23 protein-coding genes are annotated in these 25,862 nt (G+C 69.1%); 18 read left to right on the forward strand and 5 right to left on the reverse strand.

The features are described from left to right. The first annotated feature begins 43 nt into the window (after positions 1–43). Positions 44–2,323 (forward strand): EAL domain-containing protein, encoded by a 2,280-nt coding sequence (locus AC1DGW_RS00655; RefSeq protein ID WP_478018720.1) that lies wholly within the window; start codon positions 44–46, stop codon positions 2,321–2,323. A gap of 134 nt (positions 2,324–2,457) precedes the next feature. After that, the gene (locus tag AC1DGW_RS00660) at positions 2,458–3,744 is read left to right on the forward strand and encodes an O-acetylhomoserine aminocarboxypropyltransferase/cysteine synthase family protein (RefSeq protein ID WP_478018722.1); all 1,287 of its coding nucleotides are present in this window, start codon (positions 2,458–2,460) and stop codon (positions 3,742–3,744) included. Positions 3,745–3,769: 25 nt separating this feature from the next. On the opposite strand, the gene AC1DGW_RS00665 is transcribed toward AC1DGW_RS00660, so the two are convergent. Further along, positions 3,770–4,420: an NAD(P)-dependent oxidoreductase gene (locus AC1DGW_RS00665; RefSeq protein WP_478018723.1), complete on the reverse strand. Its 651-nt coding sequence runs from the start codon at positions 4,418–4,420 to the stop codon at positions 3,770–3,772. Positions 4,421–4,542: 122 nt separating this feature from the next. On the opposite strand from AC1DGW_RS00665, the gene AC1DGW_RS00670 reads away from it, so the two are divergent. Continuing rightward, complete coding sequence (locus AC1DGW_RS00670) at positions 4,543–5,448, forward strand: LysR family transcriptional regulator (protein WP_478018724.1); 906 nt, start codon at positions 4,543–4,545, stop codon at positions 5,446–5,448. Positions 5,449–5,471: 23 nt separating this feature from the next. On the opposite strand, the gene ybaL is transcribed toward AC1DGW_RS00670, so the two are convergent. Next, entirely contained in the window at positions 5,472–7,169 is a 1,698-nt protein-coding gene (ybaL, locus tag AC1DGW_RS00675; RefSeq protein WP_478018725.1) for a YbaL family putative K(+) efflux transporter, read from the reverse strand. A 152-nt stretch (positions 7,170–7,321) separates the two neighbouring features. After that, a complete protein-coding gene (locus tag AC1DGW_RS00680) occupies positions 7,322–9,712 on the reverse strand; it encodes a TonB-dependent receptor plug domain-containing protein (protein WP_478018726.1) in 2,391 nt (796 codons plus the stop codon). Positions 9,713–10,022: 310 nt separating this feature from the next. On the opposite strand from AC1DGW_RS00680, the gene AC1DGW_RS00685 reads away from it, so the two are divergent. Next, the gene (locus AC1DGW_RS00685) at positions 10,023–11,903 is read left to right on the forward strand and encodes an ABC-F family ATP-binding cassette domain-containing protein (protein WP_478018727.1); all 1,881 of its coding nucleotides are present in this window, start codon (positions 10,023–10,025) and stop codon (positions 11,901–11,903) included. Positions 11,904–11,983: 80 nt separating this feature from the next. Here the strand turns inward: AC1DGW_RS00685 and AC1DGW_RS00690 are convergent, their stop codons facing one another. Next, positions 11,984–12,853, reverse strand: a complete 870-nt coding sequence (locus tag AC1DGW_RS00690; protein ID WP_478018728.1) for a LysR substrate-binding domain-containing protein — start codon at positions 12,851–12,853, stop codon at positions 11,984–11,986. A gap of 170 nt (positions 12,854–13,023) precedes the next feature. Here AC1DGW_RS00690 and blaCESS point away from each other — a divergent pair, with 170 nt between their 5' ends. The 3 genes from blaCESS (at position 13,024) to AC1DGW_RS00705 (ending at position 14,884) form a co-directional block, all read left to right on the forward strand. Continuing rightward, complete coding sequence (gene blaCESS, locus AC1DGW_RS00695) at positions 13,024–13,914, forward strand: CESS family extended-spectrum class A beta-lactamase (RefSeq protein ID WP_478018729.1); 891 nt, start codon at positions 13,024–13,026, stop codon at positions 13,912–13,914. Positions 13,915–14,023: 109 nt separating this feature from the next. Further along, positions 14,024–14,233, forward strand: a complete 210-nt coding sequence (locus AC1DGW_RS00700) for a hypothetical protein (RefSeq protein WP_478018730.1) — start codon at positions 14,024–14,026, stop codon at positions 14,231–14,233. 60 nt (positions 14,234–14,293) lie between these two features. Further along, complete coding sequence (locus AC1DGW_RS00705; RefSeq protein ID WP_478019581.1) at positions 14,294–14,884, forward strand: hypothetical protein; 591 nt, start codon at positions 14,294–14,296, stop codon at positions 14,882–14,884. Between the two features lie 36 nt (positions 14,885–14,920). Here the strand turns inward: AC1DGW_RS00705 and AC1DGW_RS00710 are convergent, their stop codons facing one another. Beyond that, on the reverse strand, positions 14,921–15,886 hold the full coding sequence (locus AC1DGW_RS00710; protein ID WP_478018731.1) for a DUF3011 domain-containing protein: 966 nt from the start codon (positions 15,884–15,886) through the stop codon (positions 14,921–14,923). Positions 15,887–16,045: 159 nt separating this feature from the next. Between AC1DGW_RS00710 and aspS the strand changes: the two genes are divergently transcribed. The 11 genes from aspS to tolQ all read left to right on the forward strand — a co-directional run bounded on the left by aspS (position 16,046) and on the right by tolQ (position 25,856). Then, a complete protein-coding gene (gene aspS, locus AC1DGW_RS00715) occupies positions 16,046–17,797 on the forward strand; it encodes an aspartate--tRNA ligase (RefSeq protein WP_478018732.1) in 1,752 nt (583 codons plus the stop codon). Between the two features lie 98 nt (positions 17,798–17,895). Next, the gene (locus AC1DGW_RS00720; RefSeq protein ID WP_478018733.1) at positions 17,896–18,405 is read left to right on the forward strand and encodes an N-acetyltransferase family protein; all 510 of its coding nucleotides are present in this window, start codon (positions 17,896–17,898) and stop codon (positions 18,403–18,405) included. Between the two features lie 130 nt (positions 18,406–18,535). Next, positions 18,536–19,168, forward strand: coding sequence for an esterase/lipase family protein (locus AC1DGW_RS00725; RefSeq protein WP_478018734.1), 633 nt, complete (start codon positions 18,536–18,538; stop codon positions 19,166–19,168). Positions 19,169–19,234: 66 nt separating this feature from the next. After that, positions 19,235–19,981, forward strand: coding sequence for a YebC/PmpR family DNA-binding transcriptional regulator (locus AC1DGW_RS00730; RefSeq protein ID WP_478018735.1), 747 nt, complete (start codon positions 19,235–19,237; stop codon positions 19,979–19,981). 75 nt (positions 19,982–20,056) lie between these two features. Next, the gene (ruvC, locus tag AC1DGW_RS00735; RefSeq protein WP_478018736.1) at positions 20,057–20,578 is read left to right on the forward strand and encodes a crossover junction endodeoxyribonuclease RuvC; all 522 of its coding nucleotides are present in this window, start codon (positions 20,057–20,059) and stop codon (positions 20,576–20,578) included. Further along, on the forward strand, positions 20,575–20,982 hold the full coding sequence (locus AC1DGW_RS00740; protein WP_478018737.1) for a hypothetical protein: 408 nt from the start codon (positions 20,575–20,577) through the stop codon (positions 20,980–20,982). The genes ruvC and AC1DGW_RS00740 overlap by 4 nt, the downstream gene beginning before the upstream one ends. Beyond that, positions 20,979–21,566 carry a Holliday junction branch migration protein RuvA gene (gene ruvA / locus AC1DGW_RS00745; RefSeq protein WP_478018738.1) on the forward strand — a complete coding sequence of 196 codons (588 nt, stop codon included), beginning with the start codon at positions 20,979–20,981 and terminating at the stop codon, positions 21,564–21,566. The genes AC1DGW_RS00740 and ruvA overlap by 4 nt, the downstream gene beginning before the upstream one ends. A gap of 33 nt (positions 21,567–21,599) precedes the next feature. Further along, positions 21,600–23,516 carry a potassium transporter Kup gene (locus AC1DGW_RS00750; RefSeq protein WP_478018739.1) on the forward strand — a complete coding sequence of 639 codons (1,917 nt, stop codon included), beginning with the start codon at positions 21,600–21,602 and terminating at the stop codon, positions 23,514–23,516. A 94-nt stretch (positions 23,517–23,610) separates the two neighbouring features. Beyond that, complete coding sequence (ruvB, locus tag AC1DGW_RS00755; RefSeq protein WP_478018740.1) at positions 23,611–24,651, forward strand: Holliday junction branch migration DNA helicase RuvB; 1,041 nt, start codon at positions 23,611–23,613, stop codon at positions 24,649–24,651. Beyond that, positions 24,641–25,072, forward strand: a complete 432-nt coding sequence (gene ybgC / locus AC1DGW_RS00760) for a tol-pal system-associated acyl-CoA thioesterase (RefSeq protein WP_478018742.1) — start codon at positions 24,641–24,643, stop codon at positions 25,070–25,072. Before ruvB ends, ybgC begins: the two co-directional genes overlap by 11 nt. 10 nt (positions 25,073–25,082) lie before the next feature. Then, positions 25,083–25,856, forward strand: coding sequence for a protein TolQ (gene tolQ, locus AC1DGW_RS00765; protein WP_055767984.1), 774 nt, complete (start codon positions 25,083–25,085; stop codon positions 25,854–25,856). Positions 25,857–25,862 lie beyond the last annotated feature (6 nt).

Here is a 25,862-nt window from a genome sequence, read left to right on the forward strand (position 1 = left end):
CTCCACGTCCCGTGCCGGCAGTCAGGTACGGGCAGGGGGGAGCATGCGTCATTGGGCAATGACCCGGCATGGCAAAATCCTGCTGTACGGCATGGCGTGCCTGTTGCTGCAGCAGGTAGCCGTTCCTTACCAGCTGGAACTGTGGGGCGATGTCTCCAAGGCCTCGCTGGTGCACCTGCATGCCGGCTTGCTGCTGGCCATCGCCATGCTCGAACGCGACCGCTGGGTGCTGCCGGGGTGTTACCTGCTGGTCACCCTGGGCTGGATGGCGCGCGCGCTGGTTTTTTCCTACACGCCGGTACAGATCGGCATCGGCCTGGTGATTTCCGCGGGTGGTCTCGTGTGGACGTTGCTGTGCGTCCGCGCCATGGGCTGGCCGCGATCGCCGGAGCAGAGCGTGGTGCTGCGCAGCGATCTGCCGCGTTTCGCCCTGATCGGATTGCTGGCCTATCCTGCCGGGTCTGCGTTGCTGGGTTTGCTGTACGGTCTTCCCTATGGCGCCGCTGGTCAACTGGGAGGCTTGATCCAGACCCTGTTCGCCAAGTATTTCGGTGCAGCCACGCTCACCCTGCCGCTGGTCGTAGCCTGGAGCGAGCGACATCGCCCGCCGTTGGTCCGACGCAGCGGGCGCTGGCCGTTGTGGCCGTTGCTGATGGGCGTGGGATTGGCGTCGAGCGTCCTGCTGAGCCGGCGCGTACAGGCGGAGTTCGGCACATTGCCCCCCAGCGGGTTGGTATTGAGCGATTACCGCATTGCCGCACTCGCGGTAGTGGCCTGGTGCATGTTGTACATGCGCCTGGTGGTGGCGATGCCATTGCTGGCCGGCCTGCTGCTGCTGATGGTGTCGCGCCTGGGCGACACCGCCACGTTGAGCCATGCGCCGCTGGGTTTCCTCAACCTGCTGCATCTGGGGCTGGAACTGGGCATCGTGCTGATGGTGCTGTTCTACTACCTGTTGGCCAATCGCGACCGCGAGGATATGGCACAGCGCTTGGATGAGCAGGCGCAGCACGATTCGTTGACCGGCCTGCCGAACCTGCGTGCGTTGCGGCGACAGGCCGAGCAGCGGCCGGAAGCCTGCGGTCTGGCTTGCCTGTTGCTGGACCAGACCGACACGTTGGCGGTCGGCTATGGGCTGGGCGCGCAGTCGGCGGTGATGACCGAGGTGGCCGCGCGGCTGGAGGCCCACAACGTGAACTGCTGTTACCTGGGCAGCGGGCAGTTCGCGCTGCTTGCCGAATGCGGGGGGCGGATCGATTGGGCCTGCCTGCTGCGCGGCATCGAACAGCCGGGTTTTCTTGTGGAAGGGCAGAATGTGCGCCTGTTGCCTTACCTGGGCGTGGCACGCTTCGGCGGCGATACCGGGCTGGATCTGGATGGCGCGCTGATGCTGGCCTCCAGCCTCGCCTTCGAGGCGCGCGCGAGCAACGAGGTCGAGCCGCTGTTCGCCAATGCCGAGCGCGCCACGCTGCAGCAGGCGCAGGAGCGCTTGCATGGGGCCAGTGCGGCATTGGCGCACCTGCGTCGTCCCGGCGGACTGGTGCTGTTCTTCCAGCCGGTGCTGCCGCTGGTCGAGCGCCGGCAGGAGGGGGGAGCGGTCGGCGAAGTGCTGTGTCGGTTGTGTGATGAGCAGGGCGCCCTGCTGCGGCCGGACCGGTTCCTGCCTGCCGTCGAGGCGGCGCGGCGCGGACCCGAGCTGGACCTCGCAGTGGTGACCGAACTGTTCGCGCAACTGCGGCAGGCGCCGGAACTGGCGGCGGGCTGCGCACACATCTCGGTGAACCTGACCGGACAGAGCCTGGCGTCGGAGAGCTTCCGCGTGCGCCTGCTGGAACTGCTGGAACAGGCGCCGCTGCCGCACTCGCGGCTCTGCTTCGAGATCACGGAAACCGTGGCCGTCTTCAGCGCCGAACAGGCGGGACGGCTGCTGGACGAGCTGCGCGGCCGCGGCTGCCGCATCGCCATCGACGATTTCGGCGTGGGCATGCAGAGCTTTGCGCGGCTCAAGGAACTGCCGGTGGACATCATCAAGATCGATGGTTCGTTCGTGCGCAACATCACCCGCGAACACCGCGACTACGCGATGGTGCAGGCCTCGGTGGCGGTGGCGCGCGCCTGCGGCGCGGAAGTGGTGGCCGAGTATGTCGAGGACGAGGACACCGCCGCCTGCCTGCGCAAGCTGGGCGTGCACTGGGGGCAGGGCTACCACTACGCCAGGCCGATGCCGCTGCTGGAAGGGCTGCGCTGGACGCGCGCCGATGGCGACGGCGAGCCGGGCGCGGAAACCGCGGGCGCGGCGCGGCCGCGGGCCAGTTCCGCCTGAGGCGATGACGGCTGCGCGTCCATCGTCCATGGCATGGGCTGATGGCGGACAGGCATAAGTAACCGGGGCAACCAACGGCCTTGCCGTGGACGGTCTGGGCTATGGTCAGCAGCCCCTCACGAGTGGATGCCGCGATGTCCCAGCCGAACTGGAAACCCGAAACCATCGCCGTGCACGGCGGCTACCGTCCCGACCCGACCACCCGCGCGGTGGCGGTGCCGATCTACCAGACGGTGGCCTATGCCTTCGACGACACCCAGCACGGCGCCGATCTGTTCGACCTGAAGGTGCAGGGCAACATCTACACCCGCATCATGAACCCCACCACCGATGTGCTGGAGCAGCGCATCGCCACGCTGGAAGGCGGCATCGGCGCGCTGGCGCTGGCCTCGGGGCAGGCGGCGGTGACCTATGCGATCCAGACCATCGCCGAGGCCGGCGACAACATCCTTGCGTCCAGCGCGCTGTACGGCGGCACCTACAACCTGTTCGCGCATACGCTGCCGCAGTTCGGCATCCAGACCCGCTTCGCCGATTACCGCGATCCGCAGGCCTTCGCCGCGCTGATCGACGAGCGCACCAAGGCGGTGTTCGTCGAATCCATCGGCAACCCGCGCGGCAACATCACCGACATCGAGGCCATCGCCGCGATCGCGCACGCGCATGGCGTGCCGGTGATCGTCGACAACACCGTGGCCACGCCCTACCTGCTGCGCCCGTTCGATTTCGGCGCCGACATCGTGGTGCACTCGCTGACCAAGTACCTGGGCGGGCATGGCACCAGCCTCGGCGGGGCGATCGTCGATTCCGGGCGTTTCCCCTGGGGCGAGCACAAGCAGCGCTTCCCGCGCCTCAACACGCCCGACGTGAGCTATCACGGCGTGGTCTATACCGAGGCGCTGGGACCGGCCGCCTACATCGGCCGCGCGCGCGTCGTGCCGCTGCGCAACACCGGCGCGGCGATCTCTCCGTTCAACGCCTTCCAGATCCTGCAGGGCATCGAAACCCTGGCGCTGCGCATGGACCGGATCAACAGCAACACGCTGGCGGTGGCGACCTACCTGCAGCAGCACGCCAAGGTGGCCTGGGTGAACTATGCGGCGCTGCCCGACCACCCCGAGCACGCGCTGGTGCGGAAGTACCTGCGCGGGCAGGGCTCGGGCGTGCTGACCTTCGGCCTGCCCGGCGGCCGCGAGGCCGGTGCGCGTTTCCTCGATGCGCTGCAGCTGTTCACGCGGCTGGTGAACCTGGGCGACGCCAAATCGCTGGCCACGCACCCGGCGTCGACCACCCATCGCCAGCTCGACGAGGCCGAGCTGGAGAAGGCGGGCGTGACGCTGGACACGGTGCGCCTGTCGGTCGGCATCGAGCACATCGACGATCTGCTGGCCGACCTGGAGCAGGCGCTGGCGCAGGCCTGAGCGTACTGCGCCAGCACGCGGCGCTTCACCAGGCGATGGTGAAGCGCTGGCGCGGATGCCGCGGCTGCTCCAGTTCATCGACCATGGCCACTGCCAGGTCGGCCGGGCTGATCGTGCCGGGGCCGTCGGCGGCCATCAGCGGCGTGTCGCTGCCGGTACGGTAATGGCCGGTGCGCTCGACCGGGCCGCCGGCATGGAAGGCGACCGGCGGGCTGAGGAAGGTCCAGTCCAGCGCCGATTCGCGCTTCAGGTCTTCCAGCGCGTCGCGCGCGGCACGGGCGCCATCGTGAAAGGCGGGCGGGAACTCCGGCGTATCCACCAGTTGCACGCCATCGGCGGTGTACAGGCTGCCGGCGCCGCCGACCACCAGGTAGCGCTTCACGCCGGCGGCCCTGATGCCGGCCACGATCGCGCGCGAGCCCTGCATGAAGTCGTGGTAGATGTCCGGGTTGTCCCAGCCGGCGTTGTAGGCGCTGAGCACCGCGTCGCTGCCGGCCACCGCGGCCTGCACCTGCGCGGCGTCCTGCACGTCGGCGCGGACCACGCGCAGGCGGTCGCGCGCGGCGAGCTTTTCCGGATGGCGGGCCAGGGCGGTGACCTGGTGGCCGCGGGCCAGCAGTTCTTCGAGCAGGGCGCGACCGACGAAACCGGTGGCGCCGATCAGGGCGACGTTCATGGCGATTCCTCGCATGGATGGGAGGCCGCCAGTGTCCTCCCGGCCCGGTGACGGCGGCAGTCTCCGGGGGCCACAATCACCTTGAAGCCAGGCTTCACGATGGCCGGCCGACAGGAGGGGCGATGGAGAATTTCAGGCGCATGGCGCTGTTCGCGCAGGTGGTCCAGCACGGCTCCATGAGCGCGGCGGCGCGCGCGCTGGGCATGAGCACCTCGGCGGTCAGCCAGCAGGTGCGCGCGCTGGAGCGCGAGGCCGGCGTGGCGCTGCTGCACCGTTCGACCCGGCAGCTGTCGCTGACCGACGTGGGCAGCCGCTACTACGCGGCCTGCGCACGCCTGCTGGATGCGGCGGGCGAGGCCGAGGCCGAGCTGTCTGCCGCGCGCCATGCGCCCAGCGGCGAGCTGCGCCTGTCCGCGCCATTGGGCATGGCCGACCACATCGGGCCAGCGCTGGGGTCGTGGCTGCGCGATCACCCGCAGCTGCGCCTGCACCTGCATTTCGAGGACGGCTGGACCGACCTGGTACAGGCACGCATCGACCTGGCGCTGCGCTTCGGCCGGCTGCCGGACAGCGACTGGATGGCACAGCCGCTGGGCGCCCTGCAGCGCTGGCCCTGCGCTTCGCCCGATTGGCTGCAACGGCATGGCGAACCGGCCGATCCGCTGCAGGTGCCAGCCGGCGAATGGCTGGGCCTGGCGCAGGTGCCGGGGTTGGCGTGGCGTCACCGGGCGTCCGGGCAGGAGCGGTTGGTGCCGGCGCACCCGCGCCTGGTCAGCCACAACCAGCCGGCGGTACGCCAGCTGTGCGAGTCGGGACTGGGCGTGGCCGTGCTGACCTGCCTGGACGTGATGCCGCTGCTGGCCGACGGCCGGCTGCTGCGGCTGCTGCCCGAATGGGATGTCCCGGCGTTGCCGGTATGGGCGGTGACGCCGCACCGGCAGACCCAGCCGGCCAAGGTCCGCCAGGCGATCGATCTGCTTGGCGGCTATCTGGAGCGCATCCCCGGCGCTGCCGATGCCGGGGCCTGAGCAGCCCCGCCAGCGCGGTTCCCTCAGCTGGCGGCGGCGCCCGCCCGCATCGCGCGGTACGGCGGCGTGGCCATCACCATTTCCGCCAGCGAGTGCGCCAGTTCGCGCTCGGCCATCACCGTGCCGTCGGCGCCGTGTTCGAGCAGGTGCTTCACCTCGGCATCGCTGTGCGCGCGCGCCAGCAGGGTCAGGTGGGGATTGATGGCGCGCAGCTTGGCCAGCGCCTCGCCGGCTTCCAGCGGCTGCGGAATGGCCAGGATGGCGATGCTGGCGCGCTCGGGATGCGCTTCGGCCAGCACCTTGTCGGCAGCGGCGCTGCCGCGGATGCCGGGGATGCCGGCGGCATGCGCGCGTTCGACGTGGTCGCGGTTGTCGTCGATCACCAGCACCGGCACGCCGCGGTCGCGCAGTACCTGCGCCAGGGTGCTGCCGACGCGGCCGTAGCCGATGACGATGGCATGGTCGTGCAGGTCCAGCGACGGGCCGGGCGGAATGTCCGGCGTCTCCGGCACCGGCAGCGCGTCCTTGTGCCGCGCCTGCCAGCGGTCGAGCAGGCCGAACACCAGCGGGTTGAGCATGATCGACACCAGCGCGCCGGCCAGCACCAGCGACTGCCCGGTGGCGGGAAGGATCTTCAGCGCCACGCCGAGCCCGGCGATGATGAAGGCGAACTCGCCGATCTGCGCCAGCGATGCGGAAATGGTCAGCGCCGTGGCCTTGGAATGGCCGAAGGCGCGCACGATGACGAACGCCGCGGCCGACTTGCCGAACATGATGATCGCCACCGTCGCCAGTACCTGCCATGGGTGCTCGACCATGATCATCGGGTCGAACAGCATGCCGACCGAGACGAAGAACAGCACCGCGAACGCGTCGCGCAGCGGCAGCGAATCGTGCGCGGCCTTGTGGCTCAGTTCCGATTCGTTGAGCATCATGCCGGCGAAGAACGCGCCCAGCGCGAACGACACGCCGAACAGCGCGGCCGCGCCGAACGCCACGCCCAGGGCGATGGCCAGCACGCACAGGGTGAACAGCTCGCGCGAACCGGTGCCGGCGATGCGCTCCAGGATCCATGGGATCACCCGGCGCCCGACCACCAGCATCACCGCGACGAACAGGCCCAGCTGCACGAAGGTCCAGCCGATGGACGCCAGCACGCTGCCGACGCTGTGGTTCTGGCCCTGCGCGTCGGGGCCGAACACGCCGGCGATCACCGGCATCATCACCAGCGCCAGCACGCAGGCCAGGTCCTCCACGATCAGCCAGCCGACCGCGATCTTGCCGCGCGTGGTCTCCAGCAGGCGCCGTTCCTCCATTGCCCGCAGCAGCACCACGGTCGAGGCGGTGGCCAGCGAGAAGCCGAAGATCACGCCGTGCAGCGGCGGCCAGCCCATCAGCGTGGCCACGCCCCAGCCCAGTACCGTGGCCACGGCGATCTGGCCGATGGCGCCGGGAATGGCGATGGCCTTCACCGCCATAAGGTCCTTGAGCGAGAAGTGCAGGCCGACGCCGAACATCAGCAGCATCACGCCGATCTCGGCCAGCTGGTTGGCCAGCGCCTGGTCGGCGACGAAGCCCGGCGTGAACGGCCCGACCACCACCCCCGCGACCAGATAGCCCACCAGCGGCGACAGCCGCAGCCGGTTGGCCAGGGCGCCAAGCACGAAGGCCAGGCCCAGGCCGATGGCGATCATGTTGATCAGGGCGGTGTCATGGTGCATCGGGACTCGCAGGCGTGGGGGATGGAACGATTCTACGGGGGCTGCCCGTGCAGACAAGAAAACGCCGCACGGAATGCGGGAACGTCGCGCGGAAAAAGAATGCCCCGGTTTCCCGGGGCATTCGTCGATACGTCCAGCGGGCTAGGCGCGGCTTACCACTTGTAGCCGACGCGGCCGTAGACATAGGCGCCGTTGAAGCCGGCCGGCGCGTAGTTGCTGTACGGCATCTGGCCCCAGGCGTTGACGCCGGTGAACGCCGGATTGACCTTGTCCGGGTGCGAATCCAGCACGTTGTCCGCACCCAGGGTCAGCGTCCACTGCGCGCTCGGCTTGAAGCTGGCCGACACGTCCAGCACCCACTGCGGGTCGTAGCCCTGGTCCAGCGCGGGGTTGGTCTGGCGCACGGTGAACCTGCCGTAGCGGGTGGCGTTCAGGCCCAGCGTCCACTGGTCCGAGGTCCAGGTGCCGCCGAGGATGGCCTTGTCGCGCGGAAAGGCGTCTTCCAGACGGCCGATCTCGTCGCGCGCCACCAGCGGCGTGGTCAGGCCCAGGCTGGTCAGCACGCCCGGCGAGGGCGCCAGCCGCTTCACTTCGGTCTTGTTGTAGCTGTAGCTGGCGGTCAGGTCCAGGGCGCTGGCGGCCAGCGGGATGTTGTAGCTGCCCACCACGTCGACGCCGCGGGTGCGGGTGTCGGCGGAGTTGTTGAAGTAGCGGAAGGCGGTGACGTTGTTGATGCCCAGCGAGTTCAGCAGCGCGTTGGTGGCCGGGTTGGTGTTGATGGTGGAGGACAGCAGGATGCGGTCGTCGATGTCGATCTGGAACGCATCGACGGTCAGGTACAGGCGCTCGGCCGGCTGCAGCACCAGACCCAGGCTGTAGGAGGTGGAGGTTTCCGCCTGCAGCGGCTTGGAACCCAGCGCCTGCGCCACGACGCTGGTCGCCGGGAAGGTGCCCGATTCGACGAACACGCCGTTGGAGTAATTGCTGGTGATGACCTGGTAGCTCTGCTGCGCCAGCGACGGTGCGCGGAACCCGTTGGAGACGGTGGCGCGCAGCGCCACCTTGTCGGTGAACGCATAGCGGGCCGAGAGCTTGCCCGAGGTCTTGCTGCCGAAGTCCGAATAGTCCTCGTAGCGCGCGGTGGCGCCGGCGGACAGCTTGTCGGTGAGGTCGGCTTCAAGGCCGGCGTAGAACGCGTAGTTGTGGCGGTCGGCATGCACCGCGTTGATCGGGGTGAAGCCGCCGAAGCCCTGCGCGCCGCTGCCGAGGTAGGAGTCGGGCTCGCCCGGCGACTGGTTCCACTTCTCCTGGCGGTATTCGCCGCCGAAGGACAGCGTCACCGGGTAGGCCAGGCCCCAGTCCAGCGCCTGCGAGAAATCGGCGTTGACGATGTTCTGCGTGTACTCCAGCGCGCCGTCGTGGAAGCTGGTCGGGCTGTTGGCGCCCAGCGTGTAGTTCATCGTGTTGCGGGTGGCGAAGTCGATGCGGCTGTAGCCGTAGTTGTAGCTCACGTCCCAGTTGAAGCCGCCTTCGGTGCTGCCCTTCAGGCCGGCCACCAGCGAGCGGTCCTTCAGGTACTGGTTGATCTCCGGCACGAAACCATCGGGATAGAGCAGCGAGGTCGCCGCGTTGTGGTTCTTCGAGCGGTAGAACGCGAACGAGGTGATGTCGCGGTTGCTGGCGATGGCGGTGGCGTAGCCGTGCAGGTTGTCGCTGAAATCGAAACCGGCGTTGGCCGACACGGCGCGGGTATCCACTTCGGGATCGCCGACCACGAACGCCTTCACGCCCACGCCCGGATAGTTGCCGGTGTTCGGCGTCGGATTGCCCGGCAGGCCGTAGGCATTGAACGGGCCGGCGCGGTTGGTGCGGTCCTGGTGCGAGAGCTGGCCGGCGAAATGCACCGTGCCGCGGCCGTCGGCGAAGCTGACGCCGGTGTCGCCGGAGAGCTGGTACTGCTTGCCGTCGCCGGCCGAGTACTGGCCCAGGTCCAGCGCCAGGCTGCCGCCGTTGCCGGCGCCCTTGAGCACGATGTTGACCACGCCGGCGATGGCGTCCGAGCCGTACTGGGCGGACGCGCCGTCGCGCAGCACTTCCACGCGCTCGATCGCGGCCACCGGGATGGTGTTCAGATCCACCGCCGACGAGCCGCGGCCCATGCTGCCGTTGACGTTGAGCTGGCCGGACAGATGGCGGCGCTTGCCATTGATCAGGATCAGCACCTGGTCCGGCGACAGGCCGCGCAGCTGCGCCGGGCGCACGCCGCTGGTGCCGTCGGTCAGGGCCGGACGCGGGAAGTTGAGTGAGGGCAGGGCGCGCGACAGCGCGGTGGCCAGTTCGGTCGAGCCGGTGGCCTGCAGGGCCTCCGGGGTGATGATGTCGATGGGCGATTGCGATTCGGCCACGGTGCGGTCGGCAACGCGGGTGCCGGTGACGATCACGGTGTCGAGCGTCTGCGCGCCGGACTGGGCGAAGGCGGGGGCAACCGGGAGGCCGAGGGCGATGGCGACGGCAACGGCGAGCGTACTGGACTTGCGGTTCATCAGATTGCAGCTCCGGTATGAATGGGCGGCACCGGCGGACAGGTCAGGCCTGTCACGGAGGGGTGGTGCGGTGCGCCATCATGGATTAATGGAATTTTTACGTGGTGTCAAATGCCCATCGGCCTGCCTATATCGTTGCTTTTGAAAGCATTTCGACCGGCATGCGCGGTGCGGACAGGGGTTGGGAAAGGGTGTCCCGGTGCGGAATCCGTGCGCGGGAAGGCGTGAGTCAAGTATTCGTTAACGCTAGAATCGCGTCGCAGGAATGTTGCTTGTGTGCACATTCCTTTTCGTTATAACGGACCCCCTCATGATTTCCCTTCGTAATTTCGCCCTGCGCCGGGGCGAGCGCCTGTTGTTGTCCAACGTCGACCTCACCCTGCACGCGGGCTACCGCGTGGGCGTGGTGGGGCGCAACGGCGCCGGCAAGTCCAGCCTGTTTGCCGCCGTGCGCGGCGAGCTGGAAGCCGACAAGGGGGACGTGTCGCTGCCCGGCAAGATCCGCATCGCCGACGTGGCCCAGGAAACCCCGGCGCTGCCGGACCGCGCCATCGACTTCGTGCTCGGCGGCGACGACGTGGTGGCCGCGGTGCTGGCCGAAGAAGCGGCCGCGGCTGAACGCGAAGACTGGGAAGCGGTCGCCAACGCCCATCAGAAGATGGCCGAGCTGGGCGCCTATGACGCCGAAGCCCGCGCCGGCAAGCTGCTGCATGGACTGGGCTTCCCGGCCGATACCCACAGCCGCCCGGTGGCGGCGTTTTCCGGTGGCTGGCGCGCGCGTCTGAACCTGGCGCGTGCGCTGATGATGCCCAGCGACCTGCTGCTGCTGGACGAACCGACCAACCACCTTGATCTGGACGCGGTCTACTGGCTGGAGCAGTGGCTGCTCAAATATCCCGGCACGCTGCTGCTGATCAGCCATGACCGCGAGTTCCTGGACAACGTCGCCACCCACACCCTGCACCTGCATGGCGGCACCGCAAAGCTGTACCCCGGCGGCTATACCGATTTCGAACGGCAGCGTGCCGAGCACCTGCGCCAGCAGCAGATCGCGCACGAGAAGGAGCAGGCCGAGCGCGCCCACCTGCAGAGCTTCATCGACCGCTTCAAGGCGCAGGCCAGCAAGGCCACCCAGGCGCAGAGCCGGATCAAGCGCCTGGCCAAGATGGCCGGCACCGAGGCGGTGCGCGCCGAGCGCGAGTTCCGCATCGAGTTCTCGCCGCCGGCCAAGCTGCCGTTCTCACTGATCCGCCTCAACGACGTCACCGCCGGTTACGGCCCGGACGCGGTGATCCTGGGCAATGTCGGCTTCGGCCTGGAAGCCGGCCAGCGTGTCGGCCTGCTTGGTCCGAACGGTGCGGGTAAAACCACGCTGGTGAAATCACTGGTCGGCGACCTGCCCTTGCTCGGTGGTGACCGCATGGCGCATCCGGACCTGCAGATTGGTTACTTCGCCCAGCACACGGTGGAGTCGCTGCATGCCGGCATGACGCCGATGGACCACTTCCGCGAAATTTCGCCGGATGGCGTGAACCAGTCGTTCCGCGATTTCCTTGGCAAGTGGAATTTCCCGGGTGACCGCGCGTTCGAGACCGTGGATGGTTTCTCCGGCGGCGAGCGTGCGCGCCTGGCGCTGGCGCTGATCGCCTGGCAGCAGCCCAACGTGCTGCTGCTCGACGAACCGACCAACCACCTGGACCTGGAAATGCGCGAGGCCCTGGCCGAAGCGCTGGCCTTGTTTGAGGGCGCCATCGTGATGGTGTCGCATGATCGCCACCTGGTCGGCCTGGTCTGCGATACCTTCTGGCGCGTTGCCGACGGCGTGGTCGAGCCGTTCGCCGGCGATCTGGACGAATACGCCGCCTGGTTGCGCACCCGCGCCAGCGCACAGGGCGCGCGCAGCAAGGCCGACCGTGCCGACAAGGGGGCCAAGGCGCCGGAACCGGCACCCGCACCGGTGGCGGACAAGCCGGCCGTGGCGAAGAAGCCGGTCAACCCGCACAAGCTGGAAGCGGCGGAGAAGAAGGTCGAACAGCTGGGCACGGCACTGGCCGACATCGACCGCCAGCTGGCCGACCCGGCGAACTACGCCGATGCGGCGAAGATGGGCAGGCTCGGCGGCGAGCGCGATGTGCTCGCGCAGCAGCTGGAGCAGGCCGAAGCGGCGTGGATGGAACTGCTCGACGCATAGGCCGCGCGCCCCTGGATGCGGGGCTTGCCCCCGCATGGAAGCTTTCCCGACAACGCCCCGTGCGGGGCAAGCCCCCGCGCTTACTGCGCCCCCTGCGCCAGCAGCCACAGGCGGAAGCGCCGCAGTGGTTCGCGCTCGTGGCGCGAGCGCAGCCGCGTGAGCCAGTAACGGCCCAGCGTCAGGGTCTGCGCGAAGGGTTGCAGCAGGCGGCCGTCGGCCAGGTCCTGCTCGAACATGCGCAGCGGCAGCAGCGCCACGCCGGCGCCCGCGGCGGCGGCGCTGGCCAGCGCCAGCGAGGAATCGAACACCGGGCCGCGCGCTTCCGCACCGGTCACGCCGGCAGCCTGCAGCCAGCGCGGCCATTCGTCGTTGCGGTAGGAGCGCAGCAGCGGCACGCCGGCCAGGTCGCGCGGCTGCCGCAGGCGGCGCGCCAGCGACGGCGCGCACACCGGCGCGAACGGCGCGTCGACGATCGGCGTGCAGTCCTGGCCCTGCCAGTCGCCGTTGCCGAAGCGGATCGCCAGGTCCAGCCCCTCGCCGGCCAGGTCGATGCGGTTGTTGTGGGTCTGCAGGCGCAGTTCGATATCGGGGTGCGCGGCCTCGAAATCGCCCAGCCTCGGCAGCAGCCAACCGGTGGCGAAGGTGCCGACCACGCCCACCGTCAATACCTCGCGGAAACGGCCGCCGGTGAAACGGTCCAGGGCGATGGCGATGCGGTCGAAGGCATCGGTGAGCACAGGATGCAGCGCCGCGCCCTCGTCGGTGAGCGCCACGCCGCGCGGCAGGCGATGGAACAGCGTCACCTGCAGGCGGTCTTCCAGCGTACGGATCTGGTGGCTCAGCGCGGCCTGGCTGACGCACAGCTCCAGCGCCGCGCGGGTGAAGTTGAGGTGGCGCGCGGCCGCCTCGAAGGCGCGCAGGGCGTTGAGCGGAAGCTGGGGGCGGATCATGCCTGAGTCATAACGGCTGGTGATGGGTGAACCCATTATTCCCGCATGACAGGGTGGAAATTTGATCTTTGCCGCCAATAAATCTAATGGCTTCCGATGGTTTTTCGTGCTGGTGGAGGCTGGCCGCGGCTTCCCATACTCGCCGCCACCCGATAGCCAAGGAGAGCCACATGATCGCCCGCCGCCAGTTCCTCGCCTTCGGTGGCGCCGCCCTTGCCGGCATGGTCGCTGCGCCCGCGCTGGCCCGCGCCGCCGCCACGGCGGCCCCCGCTCCCGCGGCCGTGGGTTTTGCCGCGCTGGAGGCCGAAAGCGGCGGCCGGCTGGGCGTCTGTCTGTGGCATCCGGCCAGTGGCGCGCGCTTCGGCCAGCGCATGGACGAGCGCTTCCCGATGTGCAGCACCTTCAAGTTCCTGCTCGCCGCCGCGGTGCTGCACCGTGCAGGGCAGGGCCGGCTGTCGCTGGACCGGCGCGTGCCGGTGCGGGAGACGGACCTTCTCGGCAACTCGCCGGTCACCGCGCGCCATGCCGGCAAGGACCTGACCGTGCGCGACCTGTGCCGGGCGACGATGATCGCCAGCGACAACGCCGCGGCCAACCTGCTGTTGCCGCTGGTCGACGAACCCGCCGGGCTGACCGCCTTCCTGCGCGCGCAGGGCGATGCGGTCACCGTCACCGCGCGCTACGAGCCGGAGGCCAACCGCTTCGCGCCGGACGACCCGCGCGACACCACTAGCCCGGCGGCGATGGCCGGCAACCTGCAGCGTTTCGTGCTTGGCGACGCGCTGGACGAGGCGTCGCGGCGGCAACTGGCCGACTGGCTGGTCGACAACGAGACCGGCGACGCGCGCCTGCGCGCCGGCCTGCCCAGGGACTGGCGGGTGGGCGACAAGACCGGCAGCAACGGCCGTGACACCACCAACGACATCGCCGTGCTGTGGCCGCAGCGCGGCGGGTCGCCTTGGGTGCTGGCGAGCTATCTGCAGGGTTCCGTGCTGGACGATGACGGCCGCAGTGCCATCCTGCGCCGGGTCGGGGAACTGGCCGGCGCCCACCTGCGTTGACCGGTCCGGCCGGCAGGCAATGACCTGCGCGGCCTGCCATCGGCATTGCGTGTATCTCGGCGGCCTTGTACCTGGACGCGGTCCGGCTGCGTAGCGAAACCGCATCGCCATGGCGACGACCGGATGCCGGCAGCGTGCGGACAGCCGTGCTCCGCGTATCGCCCTGCGCCTGCCTGCCGAGGTGATGGGCGAGGACGGCTTCAACTACCCGGCGCTGCTGGAAACGGCGGCGCAACGGGCCAAAGCCCGCTGCTGCATCGCGTGCAGGAGGTGCGGCGATGCGCCTGCGCGGCTTGTCGCGGTGGCAGGCAGCGGCTAGGGTCGGGGCATGAAGCGCTCTTTCCTCGCAGGTCTCCTGCCGCTGTTCTTCGTTCCGGTGATGTCTACGGCGGCACCGGCTCCTACCGCTGCCGATACTGGCGCCGCCGGGTTCCTGGCGGCCTTGGCGCAGCATTGCGGGCAGGCCTTCGCCGGCCGCGTCGTGACCAATCGGCCTGCGGGTACCGCGCCCGATCCATTCGAGGGCAAGGCGTTGGTGATGCACGTGCGTGGATGCGATGCGCCGGCGCAGGAACTGCGGGTGCCGTTCCATGTCGGGCAGGACCGTTCGCGGACCTGGGTGCTGACCCGCATCGGCGATCAACTGCGGCTGAAGCACGACCATCGCCATGCCGATGGCAGCCCGGATGACGTCACCTTCTATGGCGGCGACACGCAGGACGCGGGCACTGCGCTGCGCCAGCAGTTCCCGGTGGATGCCGAGTCCGTGGCGATGTTCGAGCGCGGGGGCATGGCCGGCTCGGTCCGCAACACCTGGGCGATGGAAGTGGAGCCGGGCCGGCGCTTCCTGTACGAGCTGTCGCGCCCGGACGGCCGTTTGTTCCAGGTCGAGTTCGACCTGGCCCATCCCGTCCCCGCACCGCCGCCGCCCTGGGGCGCCGACGCTGCCGCCACGGAAAAGGGCGCCTGACCGGCGCCCTTTCGTTTCCAGCGGCAGGAGAAAGGTTCAGCGTGCGCCGAAGCGCGCGCGGCAGCCGCCGTTCACCCACAGGCTGTTGCCGTTGTAGCCCCAGTTGCGGCCTTCCACGCACTGGGTCTTGGACAACTGCTGGATCAGCACCGGCCGGCCCTGGCGACGTTCCCAGGCGCAGGAGCGCATGCGGTTGTCGTCGCTGCTGCACTCGATGCTGTAGCTGGAGCCGCCGCCCCAGTTGCCGTTGCCACCGCCCCAGCCGCCACCGCGGCCTTCGGCGAACTCGGCGCGGCAGCCGTCGCTGACCCACACAGCGCCATTGCTGCTGCCCCAGTTGCGGCCCTCGACGCACTGCGACTTGGACAGCTGGCGGACCAGGGTGGCGCGGCGCCAGTCGGTGCGGCAGACGCGCTGGCGGTTGTCGTTGCTCTCGCAGCGGATGGTCTGGCCATCGCCGGCGTTGCCACCACCCCAGTTGCCGCCGCGGCCTTCGGCGAACTCGGCGCGGCAGCCGTTGTCGACCCAGACCGAGCCGTTGCTGCTGCCCCAGTTGCGGCCTTCGATGCACTGGGTGTTGGACAGCTGGCGCACGAGTACCGCGCCGCGCCAGCCGGTGTTGCACACGCGCCGGCGGTTGTCGTTGCTCTCGCAGCGGATGGTGCCGTTGTTGTCGTTCCAGCTGCCGTTGCCGCCGCCGTTGCTCCAGCCGCCACGGCCGGGGCCGAAGTCGGCGCGGCAGCCGTTGCCGACCCACACCGTGCCGTCGCGGCTGCCCCAGTTCTGGCCCTCCACGCAGCGGGTGCTGGACAGCTGGCGGACGATGATGGCGTCGCGCCAGCCGGTATTGCAGACCTGCTGGCGGTTGTTGACGCTCTCGCAGCGCACCGCGGCGACCGTGCCCGGGCCATTGCCATAGGGCGATTGCGCGGCGGCGTCGGCGGCGAGGAAGGCGCCCGGCAGGAGAGCGGAAAGTCCGGCGAGCAGAAGCAGGCGGTTCATGGGCGGCGTCCCTGTTCAGGTTTGGATGGGCGAACTATAGGAGGGGGCCGGCTTAAGCGGGCGTGACTGCGCCGCGGATTTGCCCCGGTCGCCGGCCGGCCGCAAAATAGCCGGCTCGCCGGCACTCTCCCGTGCTGGTATCCCCCTGCGGAGCTTTCCATGCGTACCCACTTCTGCGGCCTGGTCGACGAGACCCTGATCGGCCAAACCGTGACCCTCGCCGGCTGGACCGACGTTGCCCGCAACCAGGGCGGCGTCTGTTTCATCGATCTCCGCGATCACGAAGGCATCGTGCAGGTGACGGTCGAGATCGACAACGCCGAGGTGTTCGCGGTGGCCGCATCGCTGGGCTACGAGGACGTGCTGCAGGTCGAAGGCGTCGTGCGCGCGCGCCATGCGGTCAACGACAAGATGCGCACCGGCAGGGTGGAGGTGATCGCCAGCGCCATCACCGTGCTCAACAAGGCCGCGCCGCTGCCGTTCCACGCCCATGAGAATCCGGGCGAAGACACCCGCCTGAAGTACCGTTACCTGGACCTGCGCCGCCCGGAAATGCAGCGCATGCAGCGCACCCGCATCAAGCTGGTGCAGGCGCTGCGCCGCCACCTGGATGCGCGCGGCTTCCAGGACATCGAAACCCCGATCCTGACCAAGGCCACCCCGGAAGGCGCGCGCGACTTCCTGGTGCCGGCGCGCATGCATCCGGGCGAGTTCTACGCCCTGCCGCAGAGCCCGCAGCTGTTCAAGCAGATCCTGATGGTGGCCGGCTTCGACCGCTATTACCAGATCGCGCGCTGCTTCCGCGATGAAGCCCTGCGCGCCGACCGCCAGCTTGAATTCACCCAGCTGGACATGGAGTTCGCCTTCGTCCGCGAGCGCGACGTGCAGGATTTCGTCGAGGACATGATCCGCTCGATCTTCAAGGAAGTGGTCGACGTCGAGCTCGACGCGCAGTTCCCGCGCATGACCTGGGCCGAGGCGATGCGCCGCTACGGTTCCGACAAACCGGACCTGCGCATCGCGCTGGAGCTGGTCGACGTGGCCGCGCTGGTCAAGGACAGCGAATTCGCCGTATTCACCGGCCCGGCCAACGATGCCGACGGCCGCGTGGCCGCGCTGCGCATCCCCGGTGGCGCAGCGCTGTCGCGCAAGCAGATCGACGAATACGCCGCGCACGCCGCCAAGTACGGCGCCAAGGGACTGGCTTACATCAAGATCGACGAGGCCGGTGCGGTCAGTTCGCCGATCCAGAAGTTCTTCAGCGAGCAGGCTTTCGCCGCGCTGGTCGCCCACGTCGGTGCCGGCAACGGCGACATCGTGTTCTTCGGTGCGGGCGGCTACAACAAGGTCTCCGACTTCATGGGCGCGCTGCGCCTGAAGGCCGGCAAGGACTTCGGCCTGGTCGCGGCCGGCTGGCGCCCGCTGTGGGTCACCGACTTCCCGATGTTCGAATGGGACGAGGAAGAGCAGCGCTACGTGGCCCTGCACCATCCGTTCACCGCACCGGCCGTCGACGACGTGGCCGATCTGCGTGCCAATGCCAGGACCGCGGTGTCGCGCGGCTACGACATGGTGCTCAACGGCAACGAGATCGGCGGCGGCTCGATCCGCATCCATCGCCCGGAAATGCAGAGCGCGGTGTTCGAACTGCTCGGCATCGACGCCGAGGAGGCGCGCGCCAAGTTCGGCTTCCTGCTGGACGCGCTGAACTACGGCGCGCCGCCGCACGGCGGCATCGCCTTCGGCATCGACCGCATCGCCGCGCTGATGGCCGGCACCGAGTCGATCCGCGACGTCATCCCGTTCCCGAAGACCACCGGCGCGCAGTGCCTGATGACCGATGCGCCGTCGCCGATCGCCGACGCGCAGCTGGCCGAAGTGCATGTGCAGGTCCGCCCGAAGGCGCAGTAAGCCGTCGCGTCGCAGGCCTTGAACCAGGAACTGGAGGAAGCCGCAGGCTTTCGCCGGTTCCTGGTTTTTTACGTTTCCATGCCCCGGAATCCCCGCCGATGACCATCCGCCGAGCCACCCCCGACGATGCCGCAATGCTGTGCGCGCTGGCCGAACGTACCTTCGTGGAGACGTTCGGCCACCTGTACCCGCCGCAGGACCTGGCCGATTACCTGGCCGGCGCCTATCCGCAGGACCTGCAGCGCAGGCAGCTGGAGTCGGGCGATTACGCCGCGTGGCTGCTGGAGATCGAGGGCGAAGCGGTCGGCTTCGCCCTGGCCGGCCCCTGCGGCCTGCCGCATGCCGACGTACGGCCCGGCGACGGCGAACTGAAGCGCCTGTATGTGCTGCGCGGCCACCAGAGCGGTGGCTGGGGCGGCAAGCTGTTCGCGCAGGCCGAACAGTGGCTGCTGGAAGCCGGCCCGCGCACGCTGTGGATCGGCGTCTGGTCGGAGAACCTAGGCGCGCAGCGGTTCTATGCGCGTCACGGCTTCGACAGGGTCGGTGAATACGGATTCCCGGTCGGCCGCACGCGCGACCGCGAGTTCATCCTGCGCCGCCAGGCATAGCGACCCGCGCTACCATCCTGCAGGGGGAACGGCGAGGCATCGGGCGATGTATCGCTTCACCCGCCGTTGCGGAACATTCGGCTTCAATCCGGGCGTGATCGAGGCGCCGCTCCGGCGCAGGATGGAAAGCATGACGCACCGCGTGCTGCTGCTGCACGGCATCTGGAACGCACGGGCCTGGGTGGGGCCGTTGGCGTGGCGCCTGCGCGCGCGCGGTTTCGAGGTCGGCGCCTTCGGCTATCCCAGCGTGTTCGGCGGTCCCGAGGTGGCGGTGCCGTCGCTGATCGAGCGCTTGCGCGGGCAGGGCAGGGTCTCGCTGGTCGGCCACAGCCTCGGCGGCCTGGTCGCGCTGGAAGCGTTGCGGCGGGAGCCCGGGCTCGATGTGCCGCGCGTGGTCTGCCTGGGCTCGCCGCTGTGCGGCAGCGAGACCGCGCGGGCGCTGGCCGGACATGGCTGGGCGGCGGCGCTGGGACGCAGCGGCGGCCTGCTGCAGCACGGTCTGCCGGAATGGCATGGGCGGGCGGAAGTGGGGCTGGTGGCCGGCAGCGTGCCGCATGGCCTGGGCGCGCTGATGGGGGCGCTGCACGGCGACTCCGACGGCACCGTGGCGCTGGCCGAAACCCGCCTGCCGGGCCTGGCCGACCACTGCGTGGTGCCGTCCAGCCACAGCGGGCTGGTGCTGTCGCCCGAGGTGGCCGTCTTGACCGCCGCGTTCCTGCGCGACGGGCGTTTCGGGGCAGGGGCCGCGCAGCGGGCGGCATGACGGGCCGCCGTGCGGGGATCGGGTAGAATCCGCCCCCTGTTCCTGACAGATGTACGGTAGATCCCCATGGGTAGAGGTCCTTCCATCGAAGCCCGCAAGAACGCGTCCGACGCGAAGCGCGGCAAGATTTTCACCAAGATCATCCGTGAGATCGGCGTGGCCGCCCGCGGCGGTGGAGGGGACCCCAACAACAACCCGCGCCTGCGCGTGGCCATGGACAAGGGCCTGACCGCGAACATGTCCAAGGACGTGATCGAACGCGCCATCAAGAAGGCCACTGGCGAGCTGGAAGGCGTCGAGTACGAGGAAATCCGTTACGAGGGCTATGCGCCGGGCGGCGTGGCGGTCATCGTCGACTGCCTGACCGACAACCGCGTGCGTACCGTGGCCGACGTGCGCCACGCTTTTTCCAAGTGCGGCGGCAACATGGGCACCGAAGGCTCGGTGGCCTTCATGTTCAAGCGCCTGGGCGTGCTGACCTACGCGCCGGGCGCGGACGAGGCATCCTCGTTTGAAAGCCGGATCACCGAAGCCGCTATCGAGGCCGGCGCCGACGACATCGTCGTGTATCCGGACGACGGTTCGATCGACGTGGTCACCGCGCCGGAGAATTTCCAGTCGGTGAAAGACGCCATGGACGCCGCCGGCCTGGTTCCCGACCATGCCGAGATCACCTTCCGCGCCGACAACGACATCGCCGTCGCCGGCGACACCGCGCTGCAGGTGAAGAAGCTGCTGGACATGCTCGAGGACCTGGACGACGTGCAGGACGTGTACTCCAACGTCGACCAGGCCGGGCTGGAGCAGGCCTGACGGCGCGCCCGCGTCCCGTCATGTGAGACGGCGGCCGGCGATCATGGCCGCCGTTCCTTTCCGGCCGCCATGGCAATGACCCGCATCCTCGGCATCGACCCCGGCTCGCAGCGTACCGGCATCGGCATCATCGAAATCGATGCGGCCGGGCGTGCCCGTCATGTCCACCACCAGCCGCTGGTGCTGCTGGGCGCGGCGGATTTCGCCCAGCGCCTGAAGCGGCTGGTGCATGGCGTGCACGCGCTGATCGACGAGTACCAGCCGCAGGAAGTGGCCATCGAGAAGGTGTTCATGGCCAAGAACGCCGACTCGGCGCTCAAGCTCGGCCAGGCGCGCGGTGCGGCGCTGTGCGCGGTGGTGCTGCGCGACCTGCCGGTCAGCGAGTACGCCGCCACCGAGATCAAGCTGGCGGTGGTCGGCCGCGGCGGCGCCGAGAAGCAGCAGGTGCAGCACATGGTCGGGCTGATGCTCGGCCTGCAGGGCAAGCTGCAGGCCGACGCCGCCGACGCGCTGGCCGTGGCCATCACCCATGCGCACGTACGCGCCACGGCCAACCGGCTGGGCGTAGGCGCGCGCATGGCCTGGAGCCGCAAATGAGCGGGCTGCGCCAGCATGTGCAGAACGCCGGGGCCGGCATGCCTGCCTGCGACCGGCAGATGCACCGGATGGCGGGCCTGTGCAGTCTGCTGCTGTGCATCGCGGTGCTGGTCGCATGCGCCCTCGCCGGATTGCCGCAGGGGCTGGCGCATGTCCTGGTCGTCACGGCGGGCGCGGCCTGGTGCCTGTCGGCGGGCTTCGTGCTGTATGCGTACCTGCGCAGCGGCGTGATCGTTTCCTCGCTGGGACTGCGCTTCGCGAACCCGCAGGTGTATGCGCGCGACCGGCAGCCCATGGATTACTGGCTGTTCCTGCTGTTCTTCGCCATGCTGCTGGCCTGCCTGACCGGCGCGCTGTACCTGGCGGCGGTCCTCGTCCTTCCATCTTTCCAGGGAAACCCATGATCGGTCGTCTGCGCGGCATCCTCGCCCACAAGGCTCCCCCGTGGCTGGTGATCGACGTGGGCGGCGTCGGTTACGAACTGGAGGCGCCGATGAGCACCTTCTACGACCTGCCCGACATCGGCCGCGAGGTGGTGCTGTTCACCCATTACGCGCAGAAGGAGGACAGCGTGTCGCTGTACGGCTTCCTGCGCGAAGGCGAGCGGCGGTTGTTCCGCGACGTGCAGAAGGTCACCGGCGTCGGCGCCAAAATCGCGCTGGCGGTGCTGTCCGGTGTCAGCGTGGACGAGTTCGGCCGGCTGATCCAGGCCGGCGACATCACCGCGCTGACCCGCATCCCCGGCATCGGCAAGAAGACCGCCGAGCGCATGATCGTGGAACTGCGCGACAAGGCCGCCGGATTCTCCGGCGGCAGCTCGCCGGTGGCCGGCCCCCTGGCTGCCGATCCGGTGTCCGAGGCGACGGTGGCCTTGCAGCAACTGGGTTACAAACCCGCCGAGGCGGCGAAGATGGCGCGCGATGCGGCGGCCGAGGGCGACGATGTCGCCACGGTGATCCGCAAGGCGCTGCAATCGGCGCTGCGCTGACGCATCCCTTCATCCCGGGCGACCGAAACCACCATGTCCCACGCTGCTTCCCAGCCTGAAACCTCCGGCCACCATGGCAGTCCTGGCGCCGCCGGCGGCCTGGCGCTGATCATCGGCGCCATCGGCGTCGTATTCGGCGACATCGGCACCAGCCCGCTGTACACGCTCAAGGAGGCGTTCTCGCCGCACTACGGGCTCGACAGCGACCACGACACGGTGCTGGGCGTGCTGTCGCTGGCGTTCTGGGCGCTGAACATGGTGGTCACGCTCAAGTACGTGACCATCATCATGCGCGCCGACAACGACGGCGAGGGCGGCATCATGGCGCTGATGGCGCTGGCCCAGCGCACCCTGCGCAACGGCTCGCGCTCGGCCTACGTGGTCGGCATCCTCGGCATCTTCGGCGCCTCGCTGTTCTTCGGCGACGGCGTGATCACCCCGGCCATCACCGTGATGGGCGCGGTCGAGGGCCTGGAGGTGGCCGCGCCCGGCCTGGGCCGGTTCGTGGTGCCGATCACCCTGGTGGTGCTGGCCATCCTGTTCGCCGCGCAGCGCTTCGGCACCGAGAAGGTGGGCAAGGTGTTCGGGCCAGTGATGCTGGTCTGGTTCCTGTCGCTGGCGGCGATCGGCGTCTGGAACATGATCGCCGCGCCCGAGGTGCTCAAGGCGTTCAATCCGTGGTGGGCAGTGCGCTTCTTCATGGAGCACGGCTGGCACGGCATCTTCATCTTCGGTGCGGTGGTGCTGGCGGTGACCGGTGGCGAGGCGCTGTACGCGGACATGGGCCACTTCGGCGCGCCGCCGATCCGCCACGCCTGGTATTTCTTCGTGCTGCCGTGCCTGGTGCTGAATTACCTGGGGCAGGGCGCGCTGGTGCTGCAGCGGCCGGATGCGGTGGCCAACCCGTTCTTCGAGGCGGTGCCGGGCTGGGCGCTGTACCCGATGATCATCCTGGCGACCATGGCGGCGGTGATCGCCAGCCAGTCGGTGATCACCGGCGCGTTCTCGGTCTCGCGCCAGGCCATGCAGCTGGGCTACATCCCGCGCATGCGCATCCTGCATACCTCGCACGACACCATCGGCCAGATCTACATCCCCGGCATCAACTGGGGGCTGGCGCTGATGGTGTTCGGGCTGGTGCTGGCGTTCCGCAGCTCCAGCAACCTGGCCGTGGCCTACGGCATCTCGGTGTCGGCGACGATGCTGATCGACACCCTGCTGCTGGCGCTGGTGGCGCGCACGCTGTGGCCGCGCGCGCGCCACGGCATCGTCGCGCTGTGCGCGGTGTTCTTCATGATCGACCTGGGCTTCGTCGTCGCCAACGGCGCCAAGCTGCTGCAGGGCGCCTGGGTGCCGGTGGCGCTGGGCATCGTGCTGTTCACGATGATGCGCACCTGGCGCCGCGGCCGCGAACTGCTGCGCGACGAGGTGCGCAAGGACGGCATCCGCATCGACACCTTCCTGCCGGGGCTGATGCTGGCGCCGCCGGTGCGGGTGCCGGGCACCGCGGTGTTCCTGACCGCCGACCCGACGGTGGTGCCGCACGCGCTGATGCACAACCTCAAGCACAACAAGGTGCTGCACGAACGCAACGTGTTCCTGCACGTGGAAACCCTGCCGGTGCCGTACGCGGCGGCGGGGCAGCGGCTGAAGATCGAGCCGGTGGGCGATGAGTTCTACCGCATCTATGTCCGCTTCGGTTTCATGGAGACGCCCGACGTGCCGCTGGCGCTGATGCGCTCCTGCGACCATGGCGGCGTCTATTTCGATCCGATGGACACCACCTTCTTCGCCAGCCGCGAGACCATCGTTGCCAGCGCCAACCGCGGCATGCCGGTCTGGCGCGACAAGCTGTTCGCCTTCATGCACCGCAACGCCGCCCCGGCCACCAACTTCTTCCGCATCCCCGGAAACCGGCTGGTGGAGCTGGGCGCACAGGTGGAGATCTGATGGGGCAGGGCATCGGGCGCCGCGTGCGGCGCGGAGGCGCGGAGGCGCGCTTCCGGTCCACGCGCCGTTGCCGCTTCTCCGCCATAATCCGCGCATGACCGAAAACCGCATCATCGCCGCCGGCGCCACCCGCGAGGACGAGGCCGCCGATGCCAGCATCCGCCCGCGCCGCCTGGCCGATTACCTCGGCCAGGCGCCGGTGCGCGAGCAGCTGGACATCTACATCCAGGCAGCGAAGTCGCGCAGCGAGGCGCTGGACCACGTGCTGATCTTCGGCCCGCCGGGGCTGGGCAAGACCACGCTGAGCCACGTGATCGCCAACGAACTGGGCGTGGGCCTGCGCGTGACCTCCGGCCCGGTGATCGAGAAGGCCGGCGACCTGGCCGCGCTGCTGACCAACCTGCAGCCGTATGACGTGCTGTTCGTGGACGAGATCCATCGCCTGTCGCCGGTGGTCGAGGAAGTGCTGTACCCGGCGATGGAAGACTTCCAGATCGACATCATGATCGGCGAGGGCCCGGCCGCGCGCTCGATCAAGCTCGACCTGCCGCCGTTCACCCTGATCGGCGCCACCACCCGCGCCGGCCTGCTGACCGCGCCGCTGCGCGACCGCTTCGGCATCGTGCAGCGGCTGGAGTTCTATTCGGCCGAGGAGCTGACCCGCATCGTGCGTCGCTCGGCCACCATCCTCGGCATCGACTGCAGCGCCGAGGGCGCTGGCGAGATCGCGCGGCGTTCGCGCGGCACCCCGCGCATCGCCAACCGGCTGCTGCGGCGCGTGCGCGACTACGCCCAGGTCAGGGCCGGCGGCCACATCGACGATGCCGTGGCGCAGGCGGCGATGCAGATGCTCAAAGTCGATCCGGAAGGTTTCGACGAACTGGACCGGCGCCTGCTGCGCACCCTGGTGGAATATTTCGACGGCGGCCCGGTCGGCATCGAATCGCTGGCTGCGGCGCTGTCCGAAGAACGCGGCACGCTGGAAGACGTGGTCGAACCCTACCTGATCCAGCAGGGCTTCCTGGTGCGTACCGCGCGCGGCCGCATGGCCACCCACAAGGCCTACCGGCACATGGGCCTGAAGCCCAAGGCCGCGCCGTCCGACCTGTTCGTGGAGCAGCCCGATGTCGATTGAGGCCCGGTTCAGTTGGCCGACACGCATCTATTGGGAAGATACCGACGCTGGCGGCGTGGTCTACCACGCACGCTACGTGGCCTTCATGGAACGCGCGCGCACCGAATGGATGCGGGCGATGGGCTATGGACAGGAAGCCATGCGCAGTGGCGACGGGCAGGTGTTCGTGGTCCGCGCGATGACGCTGGACTTCCTCAAACCGGCCCGGCTGGACGATGCGTTGCAGACCACGGTGGAACTGCTGCAGTGCCGCCGTGCCAGCCTGGTGATCCGCCAGGCGGTGCTGCGCGACGGCCAGCCGCTGGTGACCGCGCAGGTGCGGCTGGCCGCGGTCGGTGCCCGCGATTTCCGGCCGCAGGCCATGGACGACACGCTGTACGCCACGCTCAAACAGTTCGAAACCCAACACGCGCAAGATTGAGGAACATCGGATGATCGCTTTGCTTCTGGCCCTGCAGGCCACCGTGACCGAGGCGCTGCCGGCGGATGTCAGCGCCGCCGCGGCACAGACCGTGGCCCGCGCCAGCCATGGCGGCATCAACTACCTGGACCTGATGCTCAAGGCCAGCATCCCGGTCAAGCTGATCGTGCTGCTGCTGCTGGCCGGCTCGTTCATCAGCTGGGTGATCATTTTCCGCAAGGCGCGCGTGTTCAAGGCCGCCGACCGCGCCGCCGACGACTTCGAGAACCGCTTCTGGTCCGGCGCCGATCTCGGCAAGCTGTACGCCTCGGCTGCCGACCGCAACCGTTCGGTCGATGGCCTGGAAGCGATCTTCGAGTCCGGCTTCCGCGAATACAGCCGCCTGAACGGCCGCCGCGGGCTGGACAGCCGCACCCAGCTGGAAGGCACCCAGCGCGCCATGCGCACCACCTTCGCCCGCGAGGTCGACGGGCTGGAGCGCAACCTGGAGCTGCTGGCCAACATCGGCTCCAACGCCCCGTACGTGGGCCTGGTCGGCACCGTGTTCGGCATCATGGTGACCATGCACGACATGATCAGCAGCGGCGAGCAGGCGGGCATCGCCTCGGTCGCGCCGGGCATCTCCGAGGCGCTGTTCGCCACCGCCATCGGCCTGTTCGTGGCGATCCCGGCGACGTGGGCCTACAACCGCTTCACCACCCGCGTGGAACGGCTGTCGGTGCGCTACGAGACCTTCGCCGAGGAATTCAGCTCGATCCTGCAGCGCCAGTCCGGCGAAGAGTAAGCAACC

It is taken from the genome of Stenotrophomonas sp. 05N423, from assembly GCF_056397145.1.

What these genes read in the sequence shown, in the direction of transcription:
- AC1DGW_RS00655 (WP_478018720.1), top strand. Translation starts at nt 44, where the DNA reads ATGCGTCATTGGGCAATGACCCGGCATGGCAAAATCCTGCTGTACGGC.
- AC1DGW_RS00660 (WP_478018722.1), top strand. Translation starts at nt 2,458, where the DNA reads ATGTCCCAGCCGAACTGGAAACCCGAAACCATCGCCGTGCACGGCGGC.
- AC1DGW_RS00665 (WP_478018723.1), bottom strand. Translation starts at nt 4,420, where the DNA reads ATGAACGTCGCCCTGATCGGCGCCACCGGTTTCGTCGGTCGCGCCCTG.
- AC1DGW_RS00670 (WP_478018724.1), top strand. Translation starts at nt 4,543, where the DNA reads ATGGAGAATTTCAGGCGCATGGCGCTGTTCGCGCAGGTGGTCCAGCAC.
- ybaL (WP_478018725.1), bottom strand. Translation starts at nt 7,169, where the DNA reads ATGCACCATGACACCGCCCTGATCAACATGATCGCCATCGGCCTGGGC.
- AC1DGW_RS00680 (WP_478018726.1), bottom strand. Translation starts at nt 9,712, where the DNA reads ATGAACCGCAAGTCCAGTACGCTCGCCGTTGCCGTCGCCATCGCCCTC.
- AC1DGW_RS00685 (WP_478018727.1), top strand. Translation starts at nt 10,023, where the DNA reads ATGATTTCCCTTCGTAATTTCGCCCTGCGCCGGGGCGAGCGCCTGTTG.
- AC1DGW_RS00690 (WP_478018728.1), bottom strand. Translation starts at nt 12,853, where the DNA reads ATGATCCGCCCCCAGCTTCCGCTCAACGCCCTGCGCGCCTTCGAGGCG.
- blaCESS (WP_478018729.1), top strand. Translation starts at nt 13,024, where the DNA reads ATGATCGCCCGCCGCCAGTTCCTCGCCTTCGGTGGCGCCGCCCTTGCC.
- AC1DGW_RS00700 (WP_478018730.1), top strand. Translation starts at nt 14,024, where the DNA reads ATGGCGACGACCGGATGCCGGCAGCGTGCGGACAGCCGTGCTCCGCGT.
- AC1DGW_RS00705 (WP_478019581.1), top strand. Translation starts at nt 14,294, where the DNA reads ATGTCTACGGCGGCACCGGCTCCTACCGCTGCCGATACTGGCGCCGCC.
- AC1DGW_RS00710 (WP_478018731.1), bottom strand. Translation starts at nt 15,886, where the DNA reads ATGAACCGCCTGCTTCTGCTCGCCGGACTTTCCGCTCTCCTGCCGGGC.
- aspS (WP_478018732.1), top strand. Translation starts at nt 16,046, where the DNA reads ATGCGTACCCACTTCTGCGGCCTGGTCGACGAGACCCTGATCGGCCAA.
- AC1DGW_RS00720 (WP_478018733.1), top strand. Translation starts at nt 17,896, where the DNA reads ATGACCATCCGCCGAGCCACCCCCGACGATGCCGCAATGCTGTGCGCG.
- AC1DGW_RS00725 (WP_478018734.1), top strand. Translation starts at nt 18,536, where the DNA reads ATGACGCACCGCGTGCTGCTGCTGCACGGCATCTGGAACGCACGGGCC.
- AC1DGW_RS00730 (WP_478018735.1), top strand. Translation starts at nt 19,235, where the DNA reads ATGGGTAGAGGTCCTTCCATCGAAGCCCGCAAGAACGCGTCCGACGCG.
- ruvC (WP_478018736.1), top strand. Translation starts at nt 20,057, where the DNA reads ATGACCCGCATCCTCGGCATCGACCCCGGCTCGCAGCGTACCGGCATC.
- AC1DGW_RS00740 (WP_478018737.1), top strand. Translation starts at nt 20,575, where the DNA reads ATGAGCGGGCTGCGCCAGCATGTGCAGAACGCCGGGGCCGGCATGCCT.
- ruvA (WP_478018738.1), top strand. Translation starts at nt 20,979, where the DNA reads ATGATCGGTCGTCTGCGCGGCATCCTCGCCCACAAGGCTCCCCCGTGG.
- AC1DGW_RS00750 (WP_478018739.1), top strand. Translation starts at nt 21,600, where the DNA reads ATGTCCCACGCTGCTTCCCAGCCTGAAACCTCCGGCCACCATGGCAGT.
- ruvB (WP_478018740.1), top strand. Translation starts at nt 23,611, where the DNA reads ATGACCGAAAACCGCATCATCGCCGCCGGCGCCACCCGCGAGGACGAG.
- ybgC (WP_478018742.1), top strand. Translation starts at nt 24,641, where the DNA reads ATGTCGATTGAGGCCCGGTTCAGTTGGCCGACACGCATCTATTGGGAA.
- tolQ (WP_055767984.1), top strand. Translation starts at nt 25,083, where the DNA reads ATGATCGCTTTGCTTCTGGCCCTGCAGGCCACCGTGACCGAGGCGCTG.